Origin of the sequence: Oceaniradius stylonematis, from assembly GCF_965223445.1 — a bacterium.
Taxonomy (GTDB): Bacteria; Pseudomonadota; Alphaproteobacteria; order Rhizobiales; family Rhizobiaceae; genus Roseitalea; species Roseitalea stylonematis.
The window spans coordinates 720567-739957 of record NZ_OZ244994.1 but is presented as its reverse complement, the minus strand read 5'-3'; the positions used below and the strand labels follow the sequence as shown (position 1 = coordinate 739957).

The 19391-nt window shown below is 62.9% G+C and carries 26 protein-coding genes; 7 read left to right on the top strand and 19 right to left on the bottom strand.

All coding sequences use genetic code 11. The features are described from left to right. Positions 1-114: 114 nt before the first annotated feature. Positions 115-1143 (bottom strand): extracellular solute-binding protein, encoded by a 1029-nt coding sequence (locus tag ACOQOU_RS03740; protein ID WP_245412914.1) that lies wholly within the window; start codon positions 1141-1143, stop codon positions 115-117. A 190-nt stretch (positions 1144-1333) separates the two neighbouring features. Between ACOQOU_RS03740 and rirA the strand changes: the two genes are divergently transcribed. From rirA to ACOQOU_RS03710, 6 genes are all read left to right on the top strand, one after another. Then, positions 1334-1807, top strand: a complete 474-nt coding sequence (rirA, locus tag ACOQOU_RS03735) for an iron-responsive transcriptional regulator RirA (protein ID WP_109766270.1) — start codon at positions 1334-1336, stop codon at positions 1805-1807. A gap of 99 nt (positions 1808-1906) precedes the next feature. Further along, positions 1907-2581, top strand: a complete 675-nt coding sequence (locus tag ACOQOU_RS03730; RefSeq protein ID WP_109766459.1) for an aquaporin — start codon at positions 1907-1909, stop codon at positions 2579-2581. Between the two features lie 78 nt (positions 2582-2659). After that, the gene (glpK, locus tag ACOQOU_RS03725) at positions 2660-4156 is read left to right on the top strand and encodes a glycerol kinase GlpK (RefSeq protein WP_306026367.1); all 1497 of its coding nucleotides are present in this window, start codon (positions 2660-2662) and stop codon (positions 4154-4156) included. A gap of 2 nt (positions 4157-4158) precedes the next feature. After that, positions 4159-5019 carry an MBL fold metallo-hydrolase gene (locus tag ACOQOU_RS03720; protein ID WP_306026368.1) on the top strand — a complete coding sequence of 287 codons (861 nt, stop codon included), beginning with the start codon at positions 4159-4161 and terminating at the stop codon, positions 5017-5019. 30 nt (positions 5020-5049) lie between these two features. After that, positions 5050-5247 carry a hypothetical protein gene (locus tag ACOQOU_RS03715; RefSeq protein ID WP_120222756.1) on the top strand — a complete coding sequence of 66 codons (198 nt, stop codon included), beginning with the start codon at positions 5050-5052 and terminating at the stop codon, positions 5245-5247. Further along, the gene (locus ACOQOU_RS03710) at positions 5228-5515 is read left to right on the top strand and encodes a type II toxin-antitoxin system RelE/ParE family toxin (protein ID WP_306026369.1); all 288 of its coding nucleotides are present in this window, start codon (positions 5228-5230) and stop codon (positions 5513-5515) included. Before ACOQOU_RS03715 ends, ACOQOU_RS03710 begins: the two co-directional genes overlap by 20 nt. 2 nt (positions 5516-5517) lie before the next feature. Here ACOQOU_RS03710 and ACOQOU_RS03705 read toward each other — a convergent pair whose 3' ends face one another. The 18 genes from ACOQOU_RS03705 to ACOQOU_RS03620 form a co-directional block, all read right to left on the bottom strand. Continuing rightward, entirely contained in the window at positions 5518-6357 is an 840-nt protein-coding gene (locus tag ACOQOU_RS03705) for an ABC transporter permease (RefSeq protein WP_306026370.1), read from the bottom strand. Beyond that, on the bottom strand, positions 6354-7124 hold the full coding sequence (locus tag ACOQOU_RS03700; protein ID WP_306026405.1) for an ABC transporter ATP-binding protein: 771 nt from the start codon (positions 7122-7124) through the stop codon (positions 6354-6356). Before ACOQOU_RS03700 ends, ACOQOU_RS03705 begins: the two co-directional genes overlap by 4 nt. A 126-nt stretch (positions 7125-7250) precedes the next feature. Then, a complete protein-coding gene (locus tag ACOQOU_RS03695) occupies positions 7251-8273 on the bottom strand; it encodes an ABC transporter substrate-binding protein (RefSeq protein WP_306026371.1) in 1023 nt (340 codons plus the stop codon). A 110-nt stretch (positions 8274-8383) separates the two neighbouring features. Beyond that, the gene (ureG, locus tag ACOQOU_RS03690) at positions 8384-8998 is read right to left on the bottom strand and encodes an urease accessory protein UreG (protein ID WP_306026372.1); all 615 of its coding nucleotides are present in this window, start codon (positions 8996-8998) and stop codon (positions 8384-8386) included. Next, positions 8995-9654 (bottom strand): urease accessory protein UreF, encoded by a 660-nt coding sequence (locus tag ACOQOU_RS03685; protein ID WP_306026373.1) that lies wholly within the window; start codon positions 9652-9654, stop codon positions 8995-8997. The genes ureG and ACOQOU_RS03685 overlap by 4 nt, the downstream gene beginning before the upstream one ends. Then, the gene (locus tag ACOQOU_RS03680) at positions 9647-10150 is read right to left on the bottom strand and encodes an urease accessory protein UreE (protein WP_306026374.1); all 504 of its coding nucleotides are present in this window, start codon (positions 10148-10150) and stop codon (positions 9647-9649) included. The genes ACOQOU_RS03685 and ACOQOU_RS03680 overlap by 8 nt, the downstream gene beginning before the upstream one ends. 50 nt (positions 10151-10200) lie before the next feature. Continuing rightward, complete coding sequence (locus ACOQOU_RS03675; protein WP_158585268.1) at positions 10201-10377, bottom strand: hypothetical protein; 177 nt, start codon at positions 10375-10377, stop codon at positions 10201-10203. Between the two features lie 135 nt (positions 10378-10512). After that, complete coding sequence (locus tag ACOQOU_RS03670; RefSeq protein ID WP_306026375.1) at positions 10513-11283, bottom strand: hypothetical protein; 771 nt, start codon at positions 11281-11283, stop codon at positions 10513-10515. Positions 11284-11314: 31 nt separating this feature from the next. Next, positions 11315-11773 carry a host attachment family protein gene (locus ACOQOU_RS03665; RefSeq protein ID WP_306026376.1) on the bottom strand — a complete coding sequence of 153 codons (459 nt, stop codon included), beginning with the start codon at positions 11771-11773 and terminating at the stop codon, positions 11315-11317. Positions 11774-11853: 80 nt separating this feature from the next. Continuing rightward, a complete protein-coding gene (locus ACOQOU_RS03660; RefSeq protein ID WP_109766258.1) occupies positions 11854-12315 on the bottom strand; it encodes a DUF29 domain-containing protein in 462 nt (153 codons plus the stop codon). Positions 12316-12544: 229 nt separating this feature from the next. Beyond that, complete coding sequence (locus ACOQOU_RS03655; protein ID WP_306026377.1) at positions 12545-13129, bottom strand: hypothetical protein; 585 nt, start codon at positions 13127-13129, stop codon at positions 12545-12547. 75 nt (positions 13130-13204) lie between these two features. Then, entirely contained in the window at positions 13205-14917 is a 1713-nt protein-coding gene (gene ureC, locus ACOQOU_RS03650) for an urease subunit alpha (protein ID WP_306026378.1), read from the bottom strand. Between the two features lie 316 nt (positions 14918-15233). Continuing rightward, complete coding sequence (locus ACOQOU_RS03645; RefSeq protein WP_306026379.1) at positions 15234-15641, bottom strand: lysozyme inhibitor LprI family protein; 408 nt, start codon at positions 15639-15641, stop codon at positions 15234-15236. After that, a complete protein-coding gene (locus ACOQOU_RS03640) occupies positions 15641-15946 on the bottom strand; it encodes an urease subunit beta (RefSeq protein ID WP_306026380.1) in 306 nt (101 codons plus the stop codon). Before ACOQOU_RS03640 ends, ACOQOU_RS03645 begins: the two co-directional genes overlap by 1 nt. A gap of 16 nt (positions 15947-15962) precedes the next feature. Further along, positions 15963-16487 carry a hypothetical protein gene (locus tag ACOQOU_RS03635; RefSeq protein WP_306026381.1) on the bottom strand — a complete coding sequence of 175 codons (525 nt, stop codon included), beginning with the start codon at positions 16485-16487 and terminating at the stop codon, positions 15963-15965. Positions 16488-16526: 39 nt separating this feature from the next. Beyond that, positions 16527-16829: an urease subunit gamma gene (locus ACOQOU_RS03630; RefSeq protein ID WP_109766456.1), complete on the bottom strand. Its 303-nt coding sequence runs from the start codon at positions 16827-16829 to the stop codon at positions 16527-16529. 117 nt (positions 16830-16946) lie between these two features. After that, positions 16947-17744 carry a creatininase family protein gene (locus ACOQOU_RS03625; RefSeq protein WP_306026382.1) on the bottom strand — a complete coding sequence of 266 codons (798 nt, stop codon included), beginning with the start codon at positions 17742-17744 and terminating at the stop codon, positions 16947-16949. Then, complete coding sequence (locus ACOQOU_RS03620; RefSeq protein WP_306026383.1) at positions 17741-18142, bottom strand: RidA family protein; 402 nt, start codon at positions 18140-18142, stop codon at positions 17741-17743. Before ACOQOU_RS03620 ends, ACOQOU_RS03625 begins: the two co-directional genes overlap by 4 nt. 248 nt (positions 18143-18390) lie before the next feature. Here ACOQOU_RS03620 and ACOQOU_RS03615 point away from each other — a divergent pair, with 248 nt between their 5' ends. After that, positions 18391-19383 carry an ABC transporter substrate-binding protein gene (locus ACOQOU_RS03615; protein WP_109766454.1) on the top strand — a complete coding sequence of 331 codons (993 nt, stop codon included), beginning with the start codon at positions 18391-18393 and terminating at the stop codon, positions 19381-19383. Positions 19384-19391: the final 8 nt, after the last annotated feature.

The following is a 19391-nucleotide window of genomic DNA, read 5'->3' as shown; positions in this document are numbered from 1 at the left end:
TGTGGGGCGAAAGAACGAAAAAGCCCGCACGGCCGGAGCGCGTGCGGGCAAGTCGGGAAGGTCTTGAAGACCACTGGCCGGGCTCGGGGAGAAACCGGCCACCCGGAGGAACGGTTACTCCCAGCCGGCCTCGACGAGCACGTCGATGGCGGCGTCGATATTGCCGGCAATGTCGGCCAGGTTGATCGTGTCGGGCCGGAAGATGCCGAGTTCGGCCACCGACGGGCTCAGGCCGACGCCGGGGACGGCCGGATATTCGTCATTGCCGGCGGAGAAATATTCCTGGGCCTGCTCGGAGGCCAGATATTCCAGGAACCGGACGGCGTTGTCGCGGTTGGGCGCGTTGACGGCAACGCCGCCGCCCGAAATGTTCATGTGGGCGCCGATATCGTTCTGGTTGGGGAACACCCAGCCGATCGTATCGAGGCTGTCGGACAGGCCGTCCACCGGCTTGCGGATGGCGCGGGCGAAGTAATAGGTGTTCGACATGGCGATGTCGCACTCGCCCGAAACGATGCCGCGAAGCTGGTCGGTATCGCCGCCCTGAGGAGCCCGGGCGAAGTTGGCCACCACGCCGTTTGCCCATTGCTGAACGGTGTCCTGATCCATGTGCGCGATCAGCGCGGCGACAATGTTCTGCGTGTAGACGTTGGTCGACGAGCGGATGCAGACCATGCCCTCATACTCGGCGTTGGCGAGGTCCTGATAGGTCTGCGGCGGGTTGGCGACATCCTCCTTGTCGTAGAACAGGATTCGCGAACGCTGCGAGAAGCCGAACCACTGATTGTCGTCGTCCTGCAGATAGGCGGGAATCTGCCGTTCCAGCACGTCGCTTTCGACCGATTGCAGCAGTCCCAGATCCTTGGCGCGCGACAGGCGCACCGTGTCGACCGTCAGGAACACGTCGGCGGGGCTGTTGGCGCCTTCGGCTTCCATGCGGGCGATCAGCTCGTCGGCCTTGCCCTCGATGCGGTTGATGGTGATGCCGGTCAGTTCCTCGAAATCGGAGTAGAGCCGTTCGTCGGTGTCGTAGTGACGTGAGGAGTAAAGGTTCAGTTCACCTTCGGCGAACGCGGCTGTCCCGGCGGGCACGGCCATGGTCGTCGCCAGCAGCGCAATCGTCATTGTCTTGAGGGGCGGCATGGGAGCACTCCTTAACTTGATAATGGCGATCATGTTTTGTAGAAGCGCTTCCACCATGTCAATCCGTCGCCGGCCATAAAGTTGACGATTTTTGGAAGTTTTTTCTGGAACGATTCCAAACTGATCGAGAAATGCGTGGGTGCCGCAAAATGCGTTCCGGCAGCCGGGCGCCCATGCTATTGATGACCCGATGAAACTGACCAAACAGACCGATTATGCGTTCCGCATCCTGATGTTCTGCGCCGCCGGCGGCGACCGGCTGAGCCGCGTGGCCGACATTTCGCGTGTCTATGGCGCGTCCGAGCCGTTTCTCTTCAAGATCCTGCATCCGCTGGTCGAGGGCGGTCTGGTGCACACCGTGCGCGGGCGCAATGGCGGCATCCGGCTGGCGCGGCCGGCCAGCGAGATAACGCTCGCCGAAGTGGTGCGGCTGACCGAGGACAATTTCACGATGGCCGAATGTTTCGAGCCCGATGATGCGGACTGTCCGCTGATCGAAACGTGCCGGCTGACCAGCGCCCTGCGCGAGGCGCTGGAGGCATTTCTGGCGGTTCTCGACAGATACACGGTTGCCGATCTGGCCAAGCCGAGCGCGGCGGTGATCAATCTTCTTTCGATGATCGAGGCCGGCCCCCCGACAAGCAGCCGGCCGGGGTCGGCCTGACAAGCCCACGCTCTGCCAGCCTGCAACCGATGGCGTTGACGCCTGGCCAAAACATCAATAATTCATGATGTATTGATGTATGGCGATCCGGAGCGTCTCATGTCCTCACCCGCGCAGCGCCTGGGCGCCGAGTTCGTCGGCACGGCCTTTCTGCTCGCCGCCGTTGTCGGCTCGGGCATCATGGGCGACACGCTGGCGGGCGGAAACGTTGCCGTCGCTCTTCTGGCCAACACGATTGCCACGGGCGCCATCCTCGTCGTTTTGATCACCATGCTGGGGCCGGTCTCGGGCGCCCATTTCAATCCCGCCGTGACGCTCGCCTTCCTGATGCGCCGCGAGATCGCGGCCGGCGAGGCGGGCCTGTTCGTCCTGGCGCAGATCGCCGGCGGCGTGATCGGCGTCTGGGCGGCGCATCTGATGTTCGCCGACGATCTGTTGCAGTTCTCCACGACGGTGCGCACAGGCGGGGCGCAGTGGTTTTCCGAATGGGTGGCCTGTTTCGGGCTTGTCTTCACCATCCTTGCGACGCTGAAGGTGCGCGCCGAGGCGGTGCCGATGGCGGTCGGCCTCTACATCACCTCGGCTTACTGGTTCACCGCCTCGACCTCGTTCGCCAACCCGGCGGTGACCATCGCGCGCGGTTTGTCCGACACGTTTGCCGGCATCCGCCCAGCCGACGTGCCGCTGTTCATCGTCATGCAGCTGATCGGCGCCGCCTGCGCGGTAATCGTGGCGCGCTGGCTGTTTTCGGCCGATGCCGAAAAGACCGGCTGAAAAAGCGTCGCGCCCCGTTTCCATCCGATCCTGAACCGGTTTAAACAGCCGGAAACGACGACCGGACGGGAGGACATCATGGGCGACTACATTCTGGCCATCGACCAGGGCACGACATCGACGCGGGCGATCGTCTTCGCCAAGGACCAGACGATTGCCGGCATAGACCAGCAGGAGTTCGCCCAGCATTTTCCGAAATCCGGCTGGGTCGAGCACAATCTCGAGGACATCTGGCGCACGGTGGTCGAGACCTGCAAGGGCGCCATCGCCGATGCCGGCATCGCCGCATCCGACATTGCCGCCATCGGCATCACCAACCAGCGCGAGACGGTGGCCCTGTGGGACCGGGCGACGGGCGAGCCGGCCGGCAAGGCGATCGTCTGGCAGGACCGGCGCACATCGGCGATCTGCGACGCGCTGAAGGCGGACGGGCACGAGGCGCTGTTCACCGAGCGCACCGGGCTGCTGCTCGATCCCTATTTTTCGGGCACCAAGGTCAAATGGATGCTCGACGAGGTGGACGGGCTGCGCGCCCGCTCCAAGGCCGGCGAGATCGCCTTCGGCACGATCGACACGTTCGTGATCTGGCGGCTGACGGGCGGCGCCCGCCACGTGACCGACGCGACCAATGCGGCGCGCACGCTGATGTACAACATCCGCGAGAACCGCTGGGACGATGAGCTTTTGTCGATTCTCGATGTGCCGGCGGCGATGCTGCCGGAGGTGCTGGACTGCGCCGCCGATTTCGGCACGGCGAAGGCGGACATTTTCGGCGCCGAGATCCCGATCTACGGCGTTGCCGGCGACCAGCAGGCGGCCACCATCGGCAATGCGTGCTTTCAGCCGGGCATGTTGAAATCGACCTATGGCACCGGCTGTTTCGCGCTTTTGAACACGGGCGAAGACGCGGTGGCATCGCAGAACCGGCTTCTGACGACCATCGCCTACCGGCTGGACGGCAAGACGATTTATGCGCTGGAGGGCTCGATCTTCATGGCCGGCGCCACCGTGCAATGGTTGCGCGACGGGCTGAAGATCATCGACACGGCTGCGCGCAGCGGCGAGATGGCGGACGCCGCCGATCCCGAACAGGATGTCTATCTGGTGCCGGCCTTTGTCGGCCTTGGCGCGCCGCACTGGGATGCCGAGGCGCGCGGCGCCATGTTCGGCCTGACCCGTGCGACCGGCCCCAACGAGATCGCCAAGGCGACGCTGGAAGCGGTCTGCTACCAGACGCGCGATCTGCTCGAAGCGATGCACAAGGATTGGCCGGAGGCGTCCGGCGCCGAGACGACGCTGCGCGTCGATGGCGGCATGGTCGCCTCGGACTGGACGATGCAGCGCCTGGCCGACCTGCTGGACGCGCCGGTCGACCGGCCGACGGTGCTGGAGACCACGGCCCTGGGCGCGGCCTGGCTGGCCGGCAGCCGGGCCGGCATCTGGCCCGACCGCGACGGATTTGCGGCGACATGGGCGCGCGACCGGCGGTTCGAGCCGCAGATGGATGCGGACGAGCGCGCCCGCAAGATCGCCGGCTGGGACGATGCGGTATCGCGCACGCTGTCGGAGCGCTGAGATTGGGCGACACGATCACGCTGCTGGGCACCAAGGGCGGGCCGGCGATCTACCCGAGTCCGGACATGCGGATGCCGACGGCAACGCTAATCGAGCTGGCCGGGCAGCGTATCGTCGTCGATTGCGGGCTCGGCGTCACGCGCGGTCTGGTCGAGGCCGGCATGCGCCTGCCGGACCTGTCGTCGATCATCGTCACCCATCTGCATTCGGACCATTATCTCGAACTGGGACCGCTGATCCACACTGCCTGGACGGCGGGCTTGAAGACGCCCGTCAGCGTCCACGGGCCGGCGGGGCTGAGCGCCTATTGGCACGCCTTCCAGCGCTCGATGGCGTTCGACATCGAAACACGGATAGCCGACGAGGGGCGCCCGGATATCGATTCGCTCGTCTGGATCGCGCCGATGGGCGAGGGCGGTTTTGCGCGGATCGGCCCGGTGCAGGTCTCGGCGCTGCTCAACCGGCATCCGCCGATCAATGAAAGCTATGCGCTGAAGTTCGAGGCCGGCGGCAAGACTGTGGTCGTGTCCGGCGACACGGCGCCGTTCGACGGGTTCGCCGGTTTTGCCCGCGGTGCCGATCTGCTCGTGCATGAGGCGATGATCGCCGAAGGAGTCGACCGGCTGGTGGCGCGCGTCGGCAATGGCGCGCGCCTGAAGCAGCATCTTGAAGCAAGCCATTCCGATGCCGAAGATGTCGGAAGGCTGGCAGCGGAGGCGGGGGTGAAGGCGCTGGCGCTCAACCATCTGCTGCCGGTCGACGATCCGGCCATCACCGATACGGTCTGGGAGAAAGCGGTCCGTGCAGGCGGCTATGAAGGCCCGCTGCATATCGGCCGCGACGGGAGGGCGATCGGCGTTTGATGATGGGTCAAATCGGTGTAGACTGGCGCCATGCGTGAGTTGGACACCAAATCAGCCGATCACTGGCTTGAACCCTTGCAAGGCGGAGACGTTTCCGACGAGCACGATGCTTGGCTGAGGGCCGAGATCGACAAGACGCTTGCCAAAAAGAAGTCAGGCAAGCTCGGTTACCGCACGCTCGACGACGTGATGCAGTCCTTCGGTTTCAATGCACGCTCGTCTCAGTGAAGACGCCGAGACGGATCTCCATACCATCCGTGACTATCTCGAACCGCGGAGCCCGCAGGGTCTCCAGCGCGTGCTGTCCGCCATATTCACGACAATCGGGCAACTTGAGCTGTTCCCTCTGCTGGGCAAGGACGGCCGTGTTGACGGCACTCGAGAACTGATCGTGCCGCGTACGCCATTCATCATCGTCTACACGGTTCCCGACGCCTATTTCATCGACGTGGAGCGCATTCTTCACGGCCGTCTGAAATATCCGCCGGACGTCTGAACTCAGTTCCCCTGCGCCATGCCCGAGCGGTGGGCCCAGCCGGTGGTGCGCTTTTCGATCCACGCCATCAGCGCGTACATGGCGATGCCCTCAATCGCCAGCATGATCAGCCCGGCAAAGACCAGCGGCACGTTGAACTGGCTCTGGGCGGCCAGCATCATGTGGCCGAGTCCCGAATTGGCGGCGATGGTCTCGGAGATCACCGAGCCGACGAAAGCCAGCGTGATCGCGATCTTCAGCGAGCCGAAAAAGTAGGGCATCGAACGCGGGATGCCGACCTTGAGCATGACGTCCATCTTCTTGGCGCCGAGCGCGCGCAGCACGTCCTCCATCTCCGGCTCGATGGTGGCAAGGCCGGTGGCGACATTCACCACGATCGGGAAGAAGGCGATCAGGAAGGCGGTCAGGATCGCCGGCACGTCGCCAATGCCGAACCAGATGACGAGGATCGGCACGACCGCGACCTTGGGGATGGCGTTGAAGCCGATCATCAGCGGGTAGAGCCCGGCATAGATGAAGCGCGACCAGCCAACGAGCAGACCCAGAGCGAGCCCGCCGGCGACCGCCATCGCAAAGCCGACGAGCGTCGTGTAGAGCGTCTGGACCGAGTTGGTCCAGATGGTCGGCCAGTACTGGATGATGGCGCCGAGGATCACCGAGGGCGCGGGCAGCACGTATTGCGGCAGCGCGAACAGGTGAACGCTCGCTTCCCAGATCGCGAACAGCGCGATCGTGTAGAGCCATGGCGCCGCCTTGATCCACGGGAACTGCCGTGGCGCGGGCGGGGCCGCAACCGTGTCCGCCGGTGGCTCGGCGGGCTTGCTGCCGGCCGGCGCGCTCATTGGGCGGCCTCCAGCTGCTCGGTGCGCGCCTGGGCGATCTGGCCGCGCAGATCGTGCACAAGATCGGTGAATTCGGGCGTGTACATGACTTCAAGATCGCGGGGCCGCTCGAACGGCACGGCGTGGGTGTCGATGATGCGGCCCGGGCGGGCGCTCATCACGAAGATACGGTCGGCCAGGAACACCGCCTCGCGCAGATCGTGGGTGACGAGCTGGATCGTCACGTCGGTCTCGTGATGCAGGTCGCGGATGACGCACCACAGTTCCTCGCGGGTGAAGGCGTCGAGCGCGCCGAACGGCTCGTCGAGCATCAACAGGTCGGGCTCGTGGATCAGCGCGCGGCAGAGGTTCGCCCGCTGCTGCATGCCGCCGGAAAGCTGCCAGGGGAACTTGTCGCCGAAGCCCTTGAGGCCGACCGTTTCGAGAAGATGCTCGGCCTTTTCGACATATTCGGCCTTGTTGGCCCTGAGGCGCCGGCGGTGTTTCTGGACGATTTCGAGCGGCAGCAAAATGTTGTCGAGCGTCGTTCGCCACGGCAGCAGTGTCGGGTTCTGGAACGCCATGCCGACGATGGAGACCGGCTCGGTCACCTCCTTGCCGGCGACGGTGATCGCACCGACCTGCGGGATGTAGAGCCCGGTCACCAGCTTCATCAATGTCGACTTGCCGCAGCCGGACGGGCCAACGACGGCGGTGAACTCGCCCTTTTCGACATGCAGCGTCAGGCCGGAGACGGCAAGCGTGCCGCCGGGGCCGCCATAGCGCATGTCCACATTGTCGATGGTGACGAGATGGCTGGTCACGTCCTGCCCTTCGGTTCGGTCCATCCAGTCAAACGCCGGATGCGGTCAATGTCCACATCCGGCGCCGCTTTGGTTTGCGGGACGCGCTGCCTATTGCAGCATGCGCTCTTCCTTGGGCGGCAGGAAGGACGGGTCGAACACATCTTCCGGCGCGGGCGGGTTCTGAACATCCATGGAGATGGCGAGCCATTCCATGGTCTTGGCAAGCTTTTCCATGTCGACATCGCCGAAGCCGTTTTCCTGCACGGCCGGTGTCAGGATGGATTGCTCGATCGCCATGTTGATACGGTCGATTTCGACTTCCTTGCTGAGGACGCCGTTGCGCTCGAGCACATGGTCCATCGCGCCTTCCGGATCGGCGATGGTGTCGCGATATCCCTTGATCAGCGCGCGCAGGAAGCCCTTGACCGCGTCGGGGTTTTCCTCGGCAAAGCCGGGGTTGACCATGACCACATTGCCGTAAAGGTCGAGCCCGTTTTCGCCCATCATGATCGGCACGATGTCATCCTCGGAGACGCCCTGGGCCTTCAGATTGATCACCGACGAGAAGGAAAAGCCGAAGATCGCGTCGACCTGGCCCTGGGCCAGCATCGGCTCGCGCACCGGAAAGCCGACATTTTCGATGGTGATGTCCGACGTGTCGATGCCGGCGGCTTCGACGAAGGCCGGCCACTGGCCGAAGGCGGCGTCCGGCGGCGGGGCGCCGAGCGTCTTGCCTTCGAGCGACTTGGGGTCCTCGGTAATGCCCTGGCTTCTGAGGCCGATCACCGCGAAGGGCGGCCGTTCATAGGCCATCATCACGGCTGTCACTTTCTGCTCGGGGTTTTCCTCGATGAACTTGATCAGCGCGTTGACGTCGCCAAAGCCCATGTCATAGGCGCCGGTGGCGACGCGCGGGATGCTCTCGCGGCTGCCCGCGCCCGAATCGATGGTGACGTTCAGGCCTTCCTCGGCGAAATAGCCCTCGTCCAGCGCGATGAAGAAGGGCGCCGACGGTGCCTCGAACTTCCAGTCGAGGGTGAATTTCAGGTCGGTTTCGGCAAAGGCGGTCGTGGCGGTCAGCGCCAGCGCCGCCAAAGCCCCCGACAGTGTGGCTCCCAGAAATGTGCGCATGTTTGTTCTTCCCTGTTGTGCGGCGCGTCAAGCGCCTTGCCGGAAGAGTGCACCAGCGATTGCACAAATATCAAGCGCAAAACGACTGTGCATAATCTGTGGGCAATTGCCTAGGCGAGCCCGCCCTGGTCGCTCAAAAAGGCGACGATCGTCTCGACACCCTCACCGCCCCTGAGATCGGTGAACAGGTGCGGCCGGCCCTGTCGGTTGGCGCGGGCATCGGCATCCATCCGGTCGAGATCGACGCCGACATGGGGCGCCAGATCGGCCTTGTTGATGATCAGCAGGTCCGAGCGGGTGATGGCCGGGCCGCCCTTGCGCGGAATGTCACCGCCCTGGCAGACCGAGATGACGTAAAGGGAGAGGTCCGCCAGATCGGGCGAGAAGGTGGCGGCGAGATTGTCGCCGCCCGATTCGATGAAGATCACGTCCAGATCGGGATGGCGGCCGGTCATCTGCTCGATGGCGCGCAGATTGATCGAGGCGTCTTCGCGGATGGCGGTGTGCGGGCAGCCGCCGGTCTCGACGCCCAGCACCCGGTCGGCGGGCAGCGCCTGCATGCGTGTCAGCGCCTCGGCATCCTCGCGCGTATAGATGTCGTTGGTGATGACGGCGACCGAATGGGTGTCGCGCATCGCCTCGCACAGGCGCGCGGTCAGCGTTGTCTTGCCGGTGCCAACCGGCCCGCCAATGCCGACGCGCAACGGGCCGTGGGAGGATGTCATGACAGGAACAGCCGCGGTTGAAGTGTTTCGTGGGTCATGGATGCAATATCGGCGCCAAACGCGCTGCCGCCAAGATCATCCGTTGTCGCAGCGGCGGCGCGGCGCGCCATGTCGGCGACTGACGGCTCGAGCGCCGCGAGGATCTGGGCCGCGCCGGTCTGGCCCGTGACCGAAAGCCGGATGGCGCATTGGAGCTGGTTGGTGGCCAGCGTGTTGAGAAAGGCGGCAAGGGCGGCTTCGGCATCGATGCCGGCAAGGCCGGCCGCTGCGCCGACGGCGACGGGCAGGGGCGTTTCGCGCGGCGGCAGGGCGCCGGGACCGAACCAGTGCGCGGCGGCATCGAGGAAGGCGGCGCCCTGGTCGACGGTTTCACGGCGGCGTTCGGCGGAGACGCAGAGCGCGCGGCCCAGTTCGGCGAGGTCCGCGATGTCGTCGAGATTGTCCGACGCGCGATGGGCTTCGGCGAGAAGGACCGCGTCGTTCCATGGCGCGCCGTGGACGAGCGTGGTGGCGATCCAGCCATGGAGCGACGCGGCGTTCGTTACCGCGCCGTCGGCGACGGCCTGTTCGAGCCCGGCCGAATAGGCAAATCCACCGGTCGGAAAGACCGGCGAAAGCCAACTCATCAGCCGGATCAGGGCGGTGGTGTCAGTCATGGCTGTGGCCATGATCGTGATCGCCGTGATGATGGTGATGGTGCGATGCGTGCGCATCGCCATAGGCGCCGCCTTCGGGATCGAACGGTTCGCTCACCTCGGTGAGCGTTGCGCCAAGGCCTGCCAGCATCTCGGCGATCACATGATCATGGCGGATCAGGATGCGGTCCGGCTCGATCTGGGCGGCCAGATGCCGGTTGCCGATCTGCCAGGCGAGCGCCAGAAGATGGCGCGGATCGCGGCCGCGCACCTCGATCAGAGGTTCGGCTTCGGCGCGCACCTCGATGATGCGGCCGTCGTCCAGAACCAGACCGTCGCCATGGCGCAGGAGCCGCGCTACGGGCAGGTCGAGCAGGAACGCCACGCCATTGTCGGCCACCATCTTCACGCGCCGCCGGTGGCGCGCGGTCTCATCGAGCGTGATGGTGCCGGCGGGATTGTCGAAGGTTCGGGCGATGGACGAGCAGGTGGGCAAAGAAGAAGGGGCCTCGGTCATGGCACGAGACAACACCAGATCGCCACGGGCGTCCAGACGATCAATTGCCGTTACTGGTCGATCAGCTCGCGCAGGGCAGCCTGCCGGGTGGTGCCGCGGGCGGCGAAAACATCGTCAGGGGTCTGTGTGATGGCGTGGGCCTTGCGTGCGAACTCGATGGTCTCAGCGGCACCGCGCATGAAGCGTCCGACGGGATGGAAGAACGAACGGGCATTTGGGCTCGGCATGGATTTTTCCTTTCTATGCCAGACAGATAGGCATGTTGCTGCATCGCAGCAAGGATCGCCGGCGCAGGTCTGCCATGCGCAAAACGCATGGTCGAAGACATCCTTGCGGCGCGGCGGCGGCGGAGGCCGGATTGTCTAAGGGTTCAGATCCATCCGCCGGCCTTCGATGGCGCCGGTTTCCGAGAAGCGTTCGCTGCATATGCCGTCATCGGGCACGGCAAAGCCGCATCCGGCGAGCGCATGCGACAGACGGTCCGCGTCGCCCCGATCGTAGCTGTCGAAGTAAAAATTGACATGTTTGCAGAAGGCGCCGGCGACCGCCAATCCCTTCATGCCGAAGGCGATATAGGGCGCGGATGCATTGCAACGCGCGATCCGGAAAAGCGGGCCGACGAACGGGGCGATGGCATCGGGGGCGCCGATCATGGCGCCATCGAAATCCGGCTTCAGTCCCAATGCCTGCAGCGTTTCGTGGGCGGTCTCGCTGGCTTTGTTCCGCTGCACGAGGATGGGCCTGCGCGTCATGGGCAGGATCGCGACTTCGTCGCTCCCAAGCGCCCGGCACAGGTCGCTGAGCGCCGGTCCGGCCATGGCAACGCTTTGTTCGGGCGTTGCGCCGGGCGGTTCGGCGACGGTGAACGCGATGCTTTTGCCGTCGCGCAGCGGGCCGCGAAAATCGTCGCGCAGTGCGGCCAGTTGCGCTTCGTGATCCCGGTTGAGCTGGCTGGCGAGGGCCTCGGTGAGGACGGTCGCGTCTTCGCCATCAAGGTCCAAGAACACCTGGTCGCCCGGCTCATACCGGTCTGACGCCGGGTCAAGGGCACAGCGCTGCCAATCCATCACATGGCGGGCCAGCCAGGGATGGCCCGCAAAGGCATCGTCGCGGGAGACAAAGTGCGGGCGCATGCCTCTGCATAGGCGCCGCCGCGAGCCTTGCCTAGCCTTCCGAATGAAGGACCAGCTTCTCGATCTCGCCGACCGGGTGGTTGGTCAGGTCCTTGTCCACCTCGCCGACGATGCGGCCGGCGACCTCCTGATGCAGTTCCTTGCGCATCTGGCCCAATACGCCCGGCGCGGCGACCAGAACAAGCTCCTCGAAGCGGCCCTTGTGGGCCTGCTTGTAGAGGATATCGGCCAGTTCGGCGGCGAACCGGTCCTTGCCCAACTGGTGCCAGTCCGTGTCGTCGACGGCGCTGCGGTGGACATTGGGGCCGTCATTGAACCGTCCCCGCCTGTTGGCCGCCTGCTCGCGATTGGGCGGATTGTCCTGCTCCTCCTCGCGGAAGACTTCGAGGTTGGGGAACTTCTCGTCGCCTTCGTTGCGCAGGAACAGCGCCTTTTCGCCATCGGCGACGACCAGCCATCCGTCGTGTTTGAGCGTGATCTTGTCTTTCATCGGAAGCCTCCTTCGAACGGGTTCTAAACGCCTTGTAGATGCGAAGGTTGCGGCGGTGGGCGCCGAGTTTTTCCCAGGATTCAGGCCCCGTCGGGCAGGAACGCGTCGTCGAGGACCTGTTCGACCGTGTACGGGCAGTCGTCCGGGAAGGCTTCATAGGCGATTCCGGTTTCCTTTTCGGCGGCAAGGCGGGCCTTTACATAGCTGTCATCCAACTCCTCGCCCGGATAGTGCCTGAGGCTCGGATTCTCTTGCAAAAGCTTGCTGAGGCTCTTGCGCTGAATCTGGATGCTCGCTTCCCATCCGCCTTTTCGTTTCTCCGGTTGGAACTGCCATTTGAGAAGATGAAGGAGGACCAATACCAGCCGGTTTTCGATTTCGCGTTTTTCGCTCTTGCCCAAGCTTTCGATCTCCTCGGCAAGGTTCTCGCGGTCCACCAGGTCGAAACGCCCGGCGCGCACGGCCGCCGCCTGGTCCAGGGTCCAGCCGTAATAGTCCGCATCATAGGCGCGAGGCTTTTCGAGACGGGCGTGCTTGTTCATGCCTCATTCTATCGCAACCGGGGTCGGTTGGGAATTGGTCAGCGCGCGCTCCCTCAGAACAGGAAATATCGCTGCGCCATGGGCAAAACGCCCGCCGGCTCGCAGGTGAGCAGTTCGCCGTCGGCGCGGACCTCGTAGGTTTCGGGGTCAACTTCGACCGTGGGCGTCGCTTCATTGGGGCTAGATGGCACTAGAAGTGTAGAAACCGAACGTTATCTCCGTTGTATTTCTACTGCTCTATCGTCAATATTCCGTTCCCCTCATATTGGTCGCAGCGGACGGCATCTTTCATATCGCCGCCGCGTGCATTGAGGCGAGGAATGAACCCCTCAATAATTATCGCTTCAAATGAAGCAAGTAATGAGTTGAGGTCGCTTTTATGATCTTTTACTTCAATCCACTTTGGGCGAATTTGACGATCAACATCGATCGAACGCACACTTTTTCTTTCGAGCTCTCGTTCAAGAAAGCCAAACCAAGAAAAAAATCTCCAAGCATTACGATACTTTCCATACCTATGTGCGGTTAATCGCCCTCCAATATCGTTTCCCACTTTGGTATTCTTTCTTTCTATGCCAACTTGGCCTGCATAGATTGGATACATTTCCGCATCGTATAGAATATAAACTCCTTTTTGCCCCCAAAAGTTTATACAGTTCCAATTGTCGGCAGCATTTTTCGGACGTTTTCCTTGCCCTGTTTTACCTATCGGAACGGCCAGCATTTGATTCTCGTTCCAAAAAAACGAAGTTTCTATCCCAGTAAAGCCCATAATATCGAATGAATCCCCCCGATATTTGTTTATTTTCTTCAATTGACTCCCCTGACAATATTTCTTGCTTATTTGTATTTTCCGGCAATTTAATCGAGTCTGCCACTTTGATTCCCCTCAAAACAAAAAGTACCGCTGCGCCATGGGCAAAACGCCCGCCGGCTCGCAGGTGAGCAACTCGCCGTCGGCGCGGACCTCGTAGGTTTCGGGGTCAACTTCGACCGTCGGCGTTGCATCGTTGAGCCTGAGATCGGCCTTGGAAATGCCGCCGCGCACATTATCGACCGCGACCATTTCCTTTGCCGTTTCCAGCTTGTGGGCAAGGCCGTCCTCGATCGCTGCCTTCGAAACGAAGGTCACCGAGGAATTTGTCAGCGCCTTGCCGAAGGCGCCAAACATGGGCCGGTAGTGGACCGGCTGGGGTGTCGGGATCGAAGCGTTGGGATCGCCCATGGGTGCGGCGGCGATCGATCCGCCGAGCAGGATCATCGCCGGTTTGACACCGAAGAATGCCGTGTCCCACAGCACCAGATCGGCGCGCTTGCCGACTTCGATGGAGCCGATCTCGTTCGAGATACCATGCGCGATGGCCGGGTTGATCGTGTATTTGGCGATGTAGCGCCGGACGCGGAAATTGTCGTTGTCGCCCTGCTCCTCGGGCAGGGCGCCGCGCTGGCGCTTCATCTTGTCGGCGGTCTGCCAGGTGCGGATGACCACTTCGCCGACGCGGCCCATCGCCTGGCTGTCCGAGGCGATGATCGAGAACGCGCCCATGTCGTGAAGAATGTCCTCGGCGGCGATGGTCTCTTTCCTGATCCGGCTTTCCGCGAAGGCCACATCCTCGGGAATGTTGGAATCGAGGTGATGGCAGACCATGAGCATGTCGAGATGCTCATCGATCGTGTTGACCGTGTAGGGCCGCGTCGGGTTGGTCGAGGACGGCAGCACGTTCGGCAGGCCGCAGATCTTGATGATGTCCGGCGCGTGGCCGCCGCCGGCGCCCTCGGTGTGGAAGGCATGGATGGTGCGGCCGTGGATCGCCTCGATGGTGGATTCCACAAATCCGCTCTCGTTCAGCGTGTCGGTGTGGATCATGACCTGCACGTCGAACGCGTCGGCCACCTTCAGGCAGCAATCGATGGCGGCCGGCGTCGTGCCCCAATCCTCGTGCAGCTTGAGCGCGCAGGCGCCGCCCAGCACCTGTTCCTCAAGGGCCGCGGGCAGGGACGCGTTGCCCTTGCCGGCAAAGGCGAGGTTCATCGGGAAGGCATCGGCGGACTGGATCATTCGGCCGATGTGCCAGGGCCCGGGCGTGCAGGTGGTGGCGAGCGAACCGTGCGCGGGGCCGGTGCCACCGCCGAGCATGGTCGTCACGCCGCTCATCAGCGCATCGTCGATCTGCTGCGGGCAGATGAAATGGATGTGGCTGTCGAACCCGCCGGCGGTCAATATTCTGCCTTCGCCGGCGATTGCCTCGGTGCCCGGTCCGATGATGATGTCGACGCCCGACTGGGTGTCGGGATTGCCGGCCTTGCCGATCGCCGCGATGCGCCCGTCCTTCAGGCCGACATCGGCCTTGTAGATGCCGGTGACGTCGACGATCAGCGCGTTGGTGATGACCGTGTCGACGGCGCCGTCATGGCGGGTCGTCTGGGATTGGCCCATGCCGTCGCGGATCACCTTGCCGCCGCCAAACTTCACTTCTTCGCCATAGGTGGTGAAGTCGTTTTCCACCTCGATGAACAGTTCGGTGTCGGCCAGGCGCACCTTGTCGCCGGTGGTGGGGCCGAACATGTCGGCATAGGCGGCGCGGGAAATGCGGGCGGGCATGTTTGGGTATCCTAGTAACAGTAGGAGCCGCCTTCGGCTCGGCAGTTGAATCTTTCGATTGCTTTGTTGGCTTGATCGATCACCTCGGACTGCTCGTCTTCGAGGCAATCAACGTAGTCTTCGGCTTCTCGTACGAACTGCTCGACGTCATTCCTGCAGCTGTCAAATGCCCACCGGTCGTCGAAGTAGCCAGACCCGTCGAGGCAATAGGGCTCCGTTGGTTCAGAGCAATAAAGGAAAGCATGAGCGCCAGATATCGGAACCAAAATACTTGCCATTGAGGTTAGTATGCGCACATGCAAGGCGGTGGCTATTTTCATCCTTCCTCCAACAGCAGCAAAAGTTCTTCGGTGCGTTCGCGTGTCATCTGCGCCTTGCAGGAGTTCTCGATCAGCGGGCGGATCGAGCCGCCGGCATATTGCGCGCCCTCGGCGCCGCAATGGCCGTCGCGATAGTCGATCCATGCGCGTTGGGCCTTGAGCAGATTGTCGTGAAAATTGGCCTGTTGGGGATGATAGTCGCGGTTGGACTCATCCAGGGCCTTGGCTTTTTCGACCACCAGCGGCCAGGCGACATTCAGCGCCCGGTCCGCGCGCTGCCAGTCCTGATATGCGCACCAGTTCATGCCCTGCTGCGGCAGGTTGGCCGGCTCGTCGCAGTTCCAGTCCTGCGCCGCGGCGGGCAGGGCGGCTAGGCACAGCGCGACGGCGACCGGCAGGCGCATCACAGGCTCCCCATGATCATCTTGCGGAAGCCGTAGACCTCGTGATTGCCGCCGATATGGATCAGCGTGACGTCGCGAGTCTGGCCGGGCTCGAAGCGCACAGCGGTGCCGGCGGCAATGTCCAACCGGCAGCCGCGCGCCGCTTCCCGGTCGAATTCCAGCGCCGGATTGGTTTCGAAGAAATGATAGTGCGAACCCACCTGCACGGGCCTGTCGCCGGTGTTGGCGACGGTCAGCGTGACGGTCTCCACGCCGGCATTGAGCTCGATATCGGCGTCGGCCGTGATGGTTTCACCGGGGATCATGACTGCGCTCCATAACCTATGTTGTGAAATTCTTGTATTGAAAGTCTCTTCCTTGGAATTTTTGGAATTCTTCAAGAAATTTTTCGGCGTTGACTATAAATATTCTCTTTTTCCACTCGCGATCTGATGAAAACAAAATGCTCATCCCTATTTTTGGTACTGTTCCCGTATCAAATCGAACGGCGTGAATAATTTGGTCGCAAATGAACCGTAGGTCTTTGTCAACGCGGAATCTCGGTGCTTTACTAAGATCGTACGCGTCATAAACGCTGACATTTTGCCAGATTCCAGTGTCTGTTTTCCTAGGTGCACAATGCAAAGAAATGATTTGCTCTTTCGCTATCTCCGTCGCTTCTATATTACTCCCACATGTAAATACGTTTGAATTCTCCATTATTTTTCTAGAAATGTATGCTAGAGAGGCTATCTCCAATTCAAACAGAAAGAGATTCTCTTCATCATTTGCGCATGGAAGCATATCCTGAAGTGTCTTGGTTTTCTCAGATAGCTTATCGACCCACTGATCGAGTTGGATATGCACAGCTCATCTCCAACGGATTGTTGCATTCGCTAGCGTCCGTCACCGGATCGGCTCGTGGACGGTCACTAGCTTGGTGCCGTCGGGAAAGGTCGCCTCGACCTGGATGTCGTGGATCATTTCGGGCACGCCCTCCATGCACTGGTCGCGCGTGATCACATGGGCGCCGGCGGCCATCAGGTCGGCGACGGTGCGGCCGTCGCGCGCGCCCTCGACCACGAAGTCGGTGATCAGCGCGATCGCTTCGGGGTGGTTGAGCCTGACGCCGCGCGCCAGCCGCTTGCGCGCCACTTCGGCGGCCATGGCGACGAGCAGCTTATCCTTTTCGCGTGGTGTCAGTTGCATGCCATGTCCCCGGAGCATCGTCTTTGGACCGATGCTAGACCGGCGGCGCGCGCCGGGAAAGGCTGCAAGACCCGCGCAATCTGCTGAAATTTTGGGCGGCGAGTGCCCGTTCCCTGGTCAGCCGTGCAGCCAGTCGGCCAGCTTCGCCGTGCGCACATCGGCCAGAAGCGAGACGAAGCCGGCCGCCTGATGGGCCGCGGTCGCCGCGCCCTTGTCCGCCGTCGCGCGGGCCGCTTCGCCGACGACGCCCTCGGGGTGCAGGTCCGACGCGATCCAGGCCCAGGCGTGGGTGCCCTGCGGCGCGATATGGTCGAAGGCGGCGCGCGCCTCGACGGTGCGGGACGCAAAATCCCGCGCCTTGGCCATGTCGACGGTTTCGGGCCGGAAATGCAGCATCAGGGAGGTCTCGGCGTCGCCGCCATGGATGCCGAACTGGCGCTCGGTGTCCGAATAGAGCCCGTCGGGAAAGCCAAAGCGCATCCAGCTCGTCTTGACGGCAAGCATGTCGTGGCGGACGCGCATCTCGCGGGCGACGATCCCCATGATCTCCTCGTTTCCGCCGTGCGAATTGACGATCACCAGTTTTTTGATGCCGGCGCGGGCGATCGAATCGCCCAGATCGCTCCAATGGCCGATCAGCGTCGTCGCGCCGATGGTCAGCGCTCCCGGCACGCGGATGTGCTCGTTGGACTTGCCGGCGCACTGGATCGGCAGGAACCGCACGTCGAGATCGTCGGGCACCAGGGGGAAGACGGTCTCCAGCATGCCTTCCATGATCGCATGGTCGGTGGCGACCGGCAGGTGCGGGCCGTGCTGTTCGGTTGCCGCGACGGGCAGGACGGCGATGGTCCGCTCGGGATCGAGGCCCTCGAACTGCCGGGCGGTGAAATCGCCCCACCAGAGTTTGCGGGTCATGGATTGTCTCCTGCGCGCGCGGCGGCGATCGCCTCGATCTCGACGGTGAATTCGGGCCGCGCAAATCCCGAAACGATCACCAGGGTCGATGCGGGGGCGGGGTCGCCGAACAGTTCATCGCGCACCTTCATATAGGGCGCCAGATGCTCGCGGCCCGTGACGAACGCATTGATGCGCACGATGTTCTCAAGGCTCATGCCCGCATCGCGCAGGATCGCGTCGATGTTGGAAAAGCAAAGCCGGGTCTGCGGTTCGGTGCCAGCCGGCACCTCGTCGTCCGGCGCGATGCCGAGCTGGCCGGAGCAGAACAGGAGACGCGTGCCCGGCGGGACTTCGACCGCATGGCTGTATTTGGCGAAGGGTGCGCGGATCGTGTCCGGCGTGCGGTGAATGAGCATTCGGTCTGGTCCCCGGTGGATCGGGCCGATCATGCAAATGCGCGGCGCGATGACAAGGCATCACATGCCGCCAGCATCGCCGATTGCCTGTGATCATCGCGTCCGGCCCCTCGACAGGGATGCAAAAGCGTGGCGGTCTTCAACGCTGCCGCGCTGGCACGGGGCTTGCATCCTCATCGGCATCGGACAAGCATGGCCGGGCCGGTGCCTCACGCCGCGCCGCCATGCCAACAAAAAAGGTGTCATCGATGAAACGCATCCTTCTTGCCACGACCGCACTGGCCTTTGCCGCATCGGGCGCGCACGCCGCGGACAAGTTCGTGTTCGGCACCAACTGGCTGGCCCAGCCGGAACATGGCGGCTTCTACCAATCGGTGGCCGACGGCACCTACGAGGCGTGCGGCCTCGATGTCGAAATCCAGCAGGGCGGACCGCAGGTCAACAATCGCGCGCTGCTGCTCGCCGGCCGGATCGACGCGCATATGGGCGGCAACATGCTCGAAGCCTTCTCGGCGGTCGAACAGGACATTCCGGTGGTGGTCGTCGCGGCCTCGTTCCAGAAGGAACCGCAGGTGCTGATGACCCATCCGGACCAGGGCTTCGACAGTTTCGAGGACCTCAAGGAAGCGGACGAGTTCATCCTCGGCGATCAGGGCTTTCAGAGCTACTATCAATGGATGATCACCGAATTCGGGTTCGATGCGTCCAAGCGCGTGCCCTACACGTTCAATCCCGCTCCGTTCATCGCCAATCCGCGCTCCGTGCAGCAGGGCTACATCACATCGGAGCCGTTCGCCGTCGAGCGGGAAGGCGGGTTCGTGCCGAACCTGTTCCTGGTCGCCGATTTCGGCTTCGACACCTATTCGACGACGATCGAGGTGATGCAGGCGTCGATCGACGAGAAGCCCGAGGCGGTCAAATGCTTCGTCGAGGGCTCGATCCTGGGCTGGTACAACTACCTTTATGGCGACAACGCCGCCGCCAACGCGCTGATCCAGGCCGACAATCCCGACATGAGCGACGAGCAGATCGCCTTTTCGATCAACAAGCTGAAAGAGTATGGCATCGTCGATTCGGGCGACACCGAAACGATGGGCATCGGCGCGATGACCGACGAACGCATGCAGAGCTTCTACGAGAAGATGGTTTCGGCGGGCGTTGCGGCCGAAGGCATCGATATCTCGGCGGCCTATACGCTCGACTATGTCAATCAGGGGCTCGGGCTTGATCTCAAGCCCTGACCGGACGA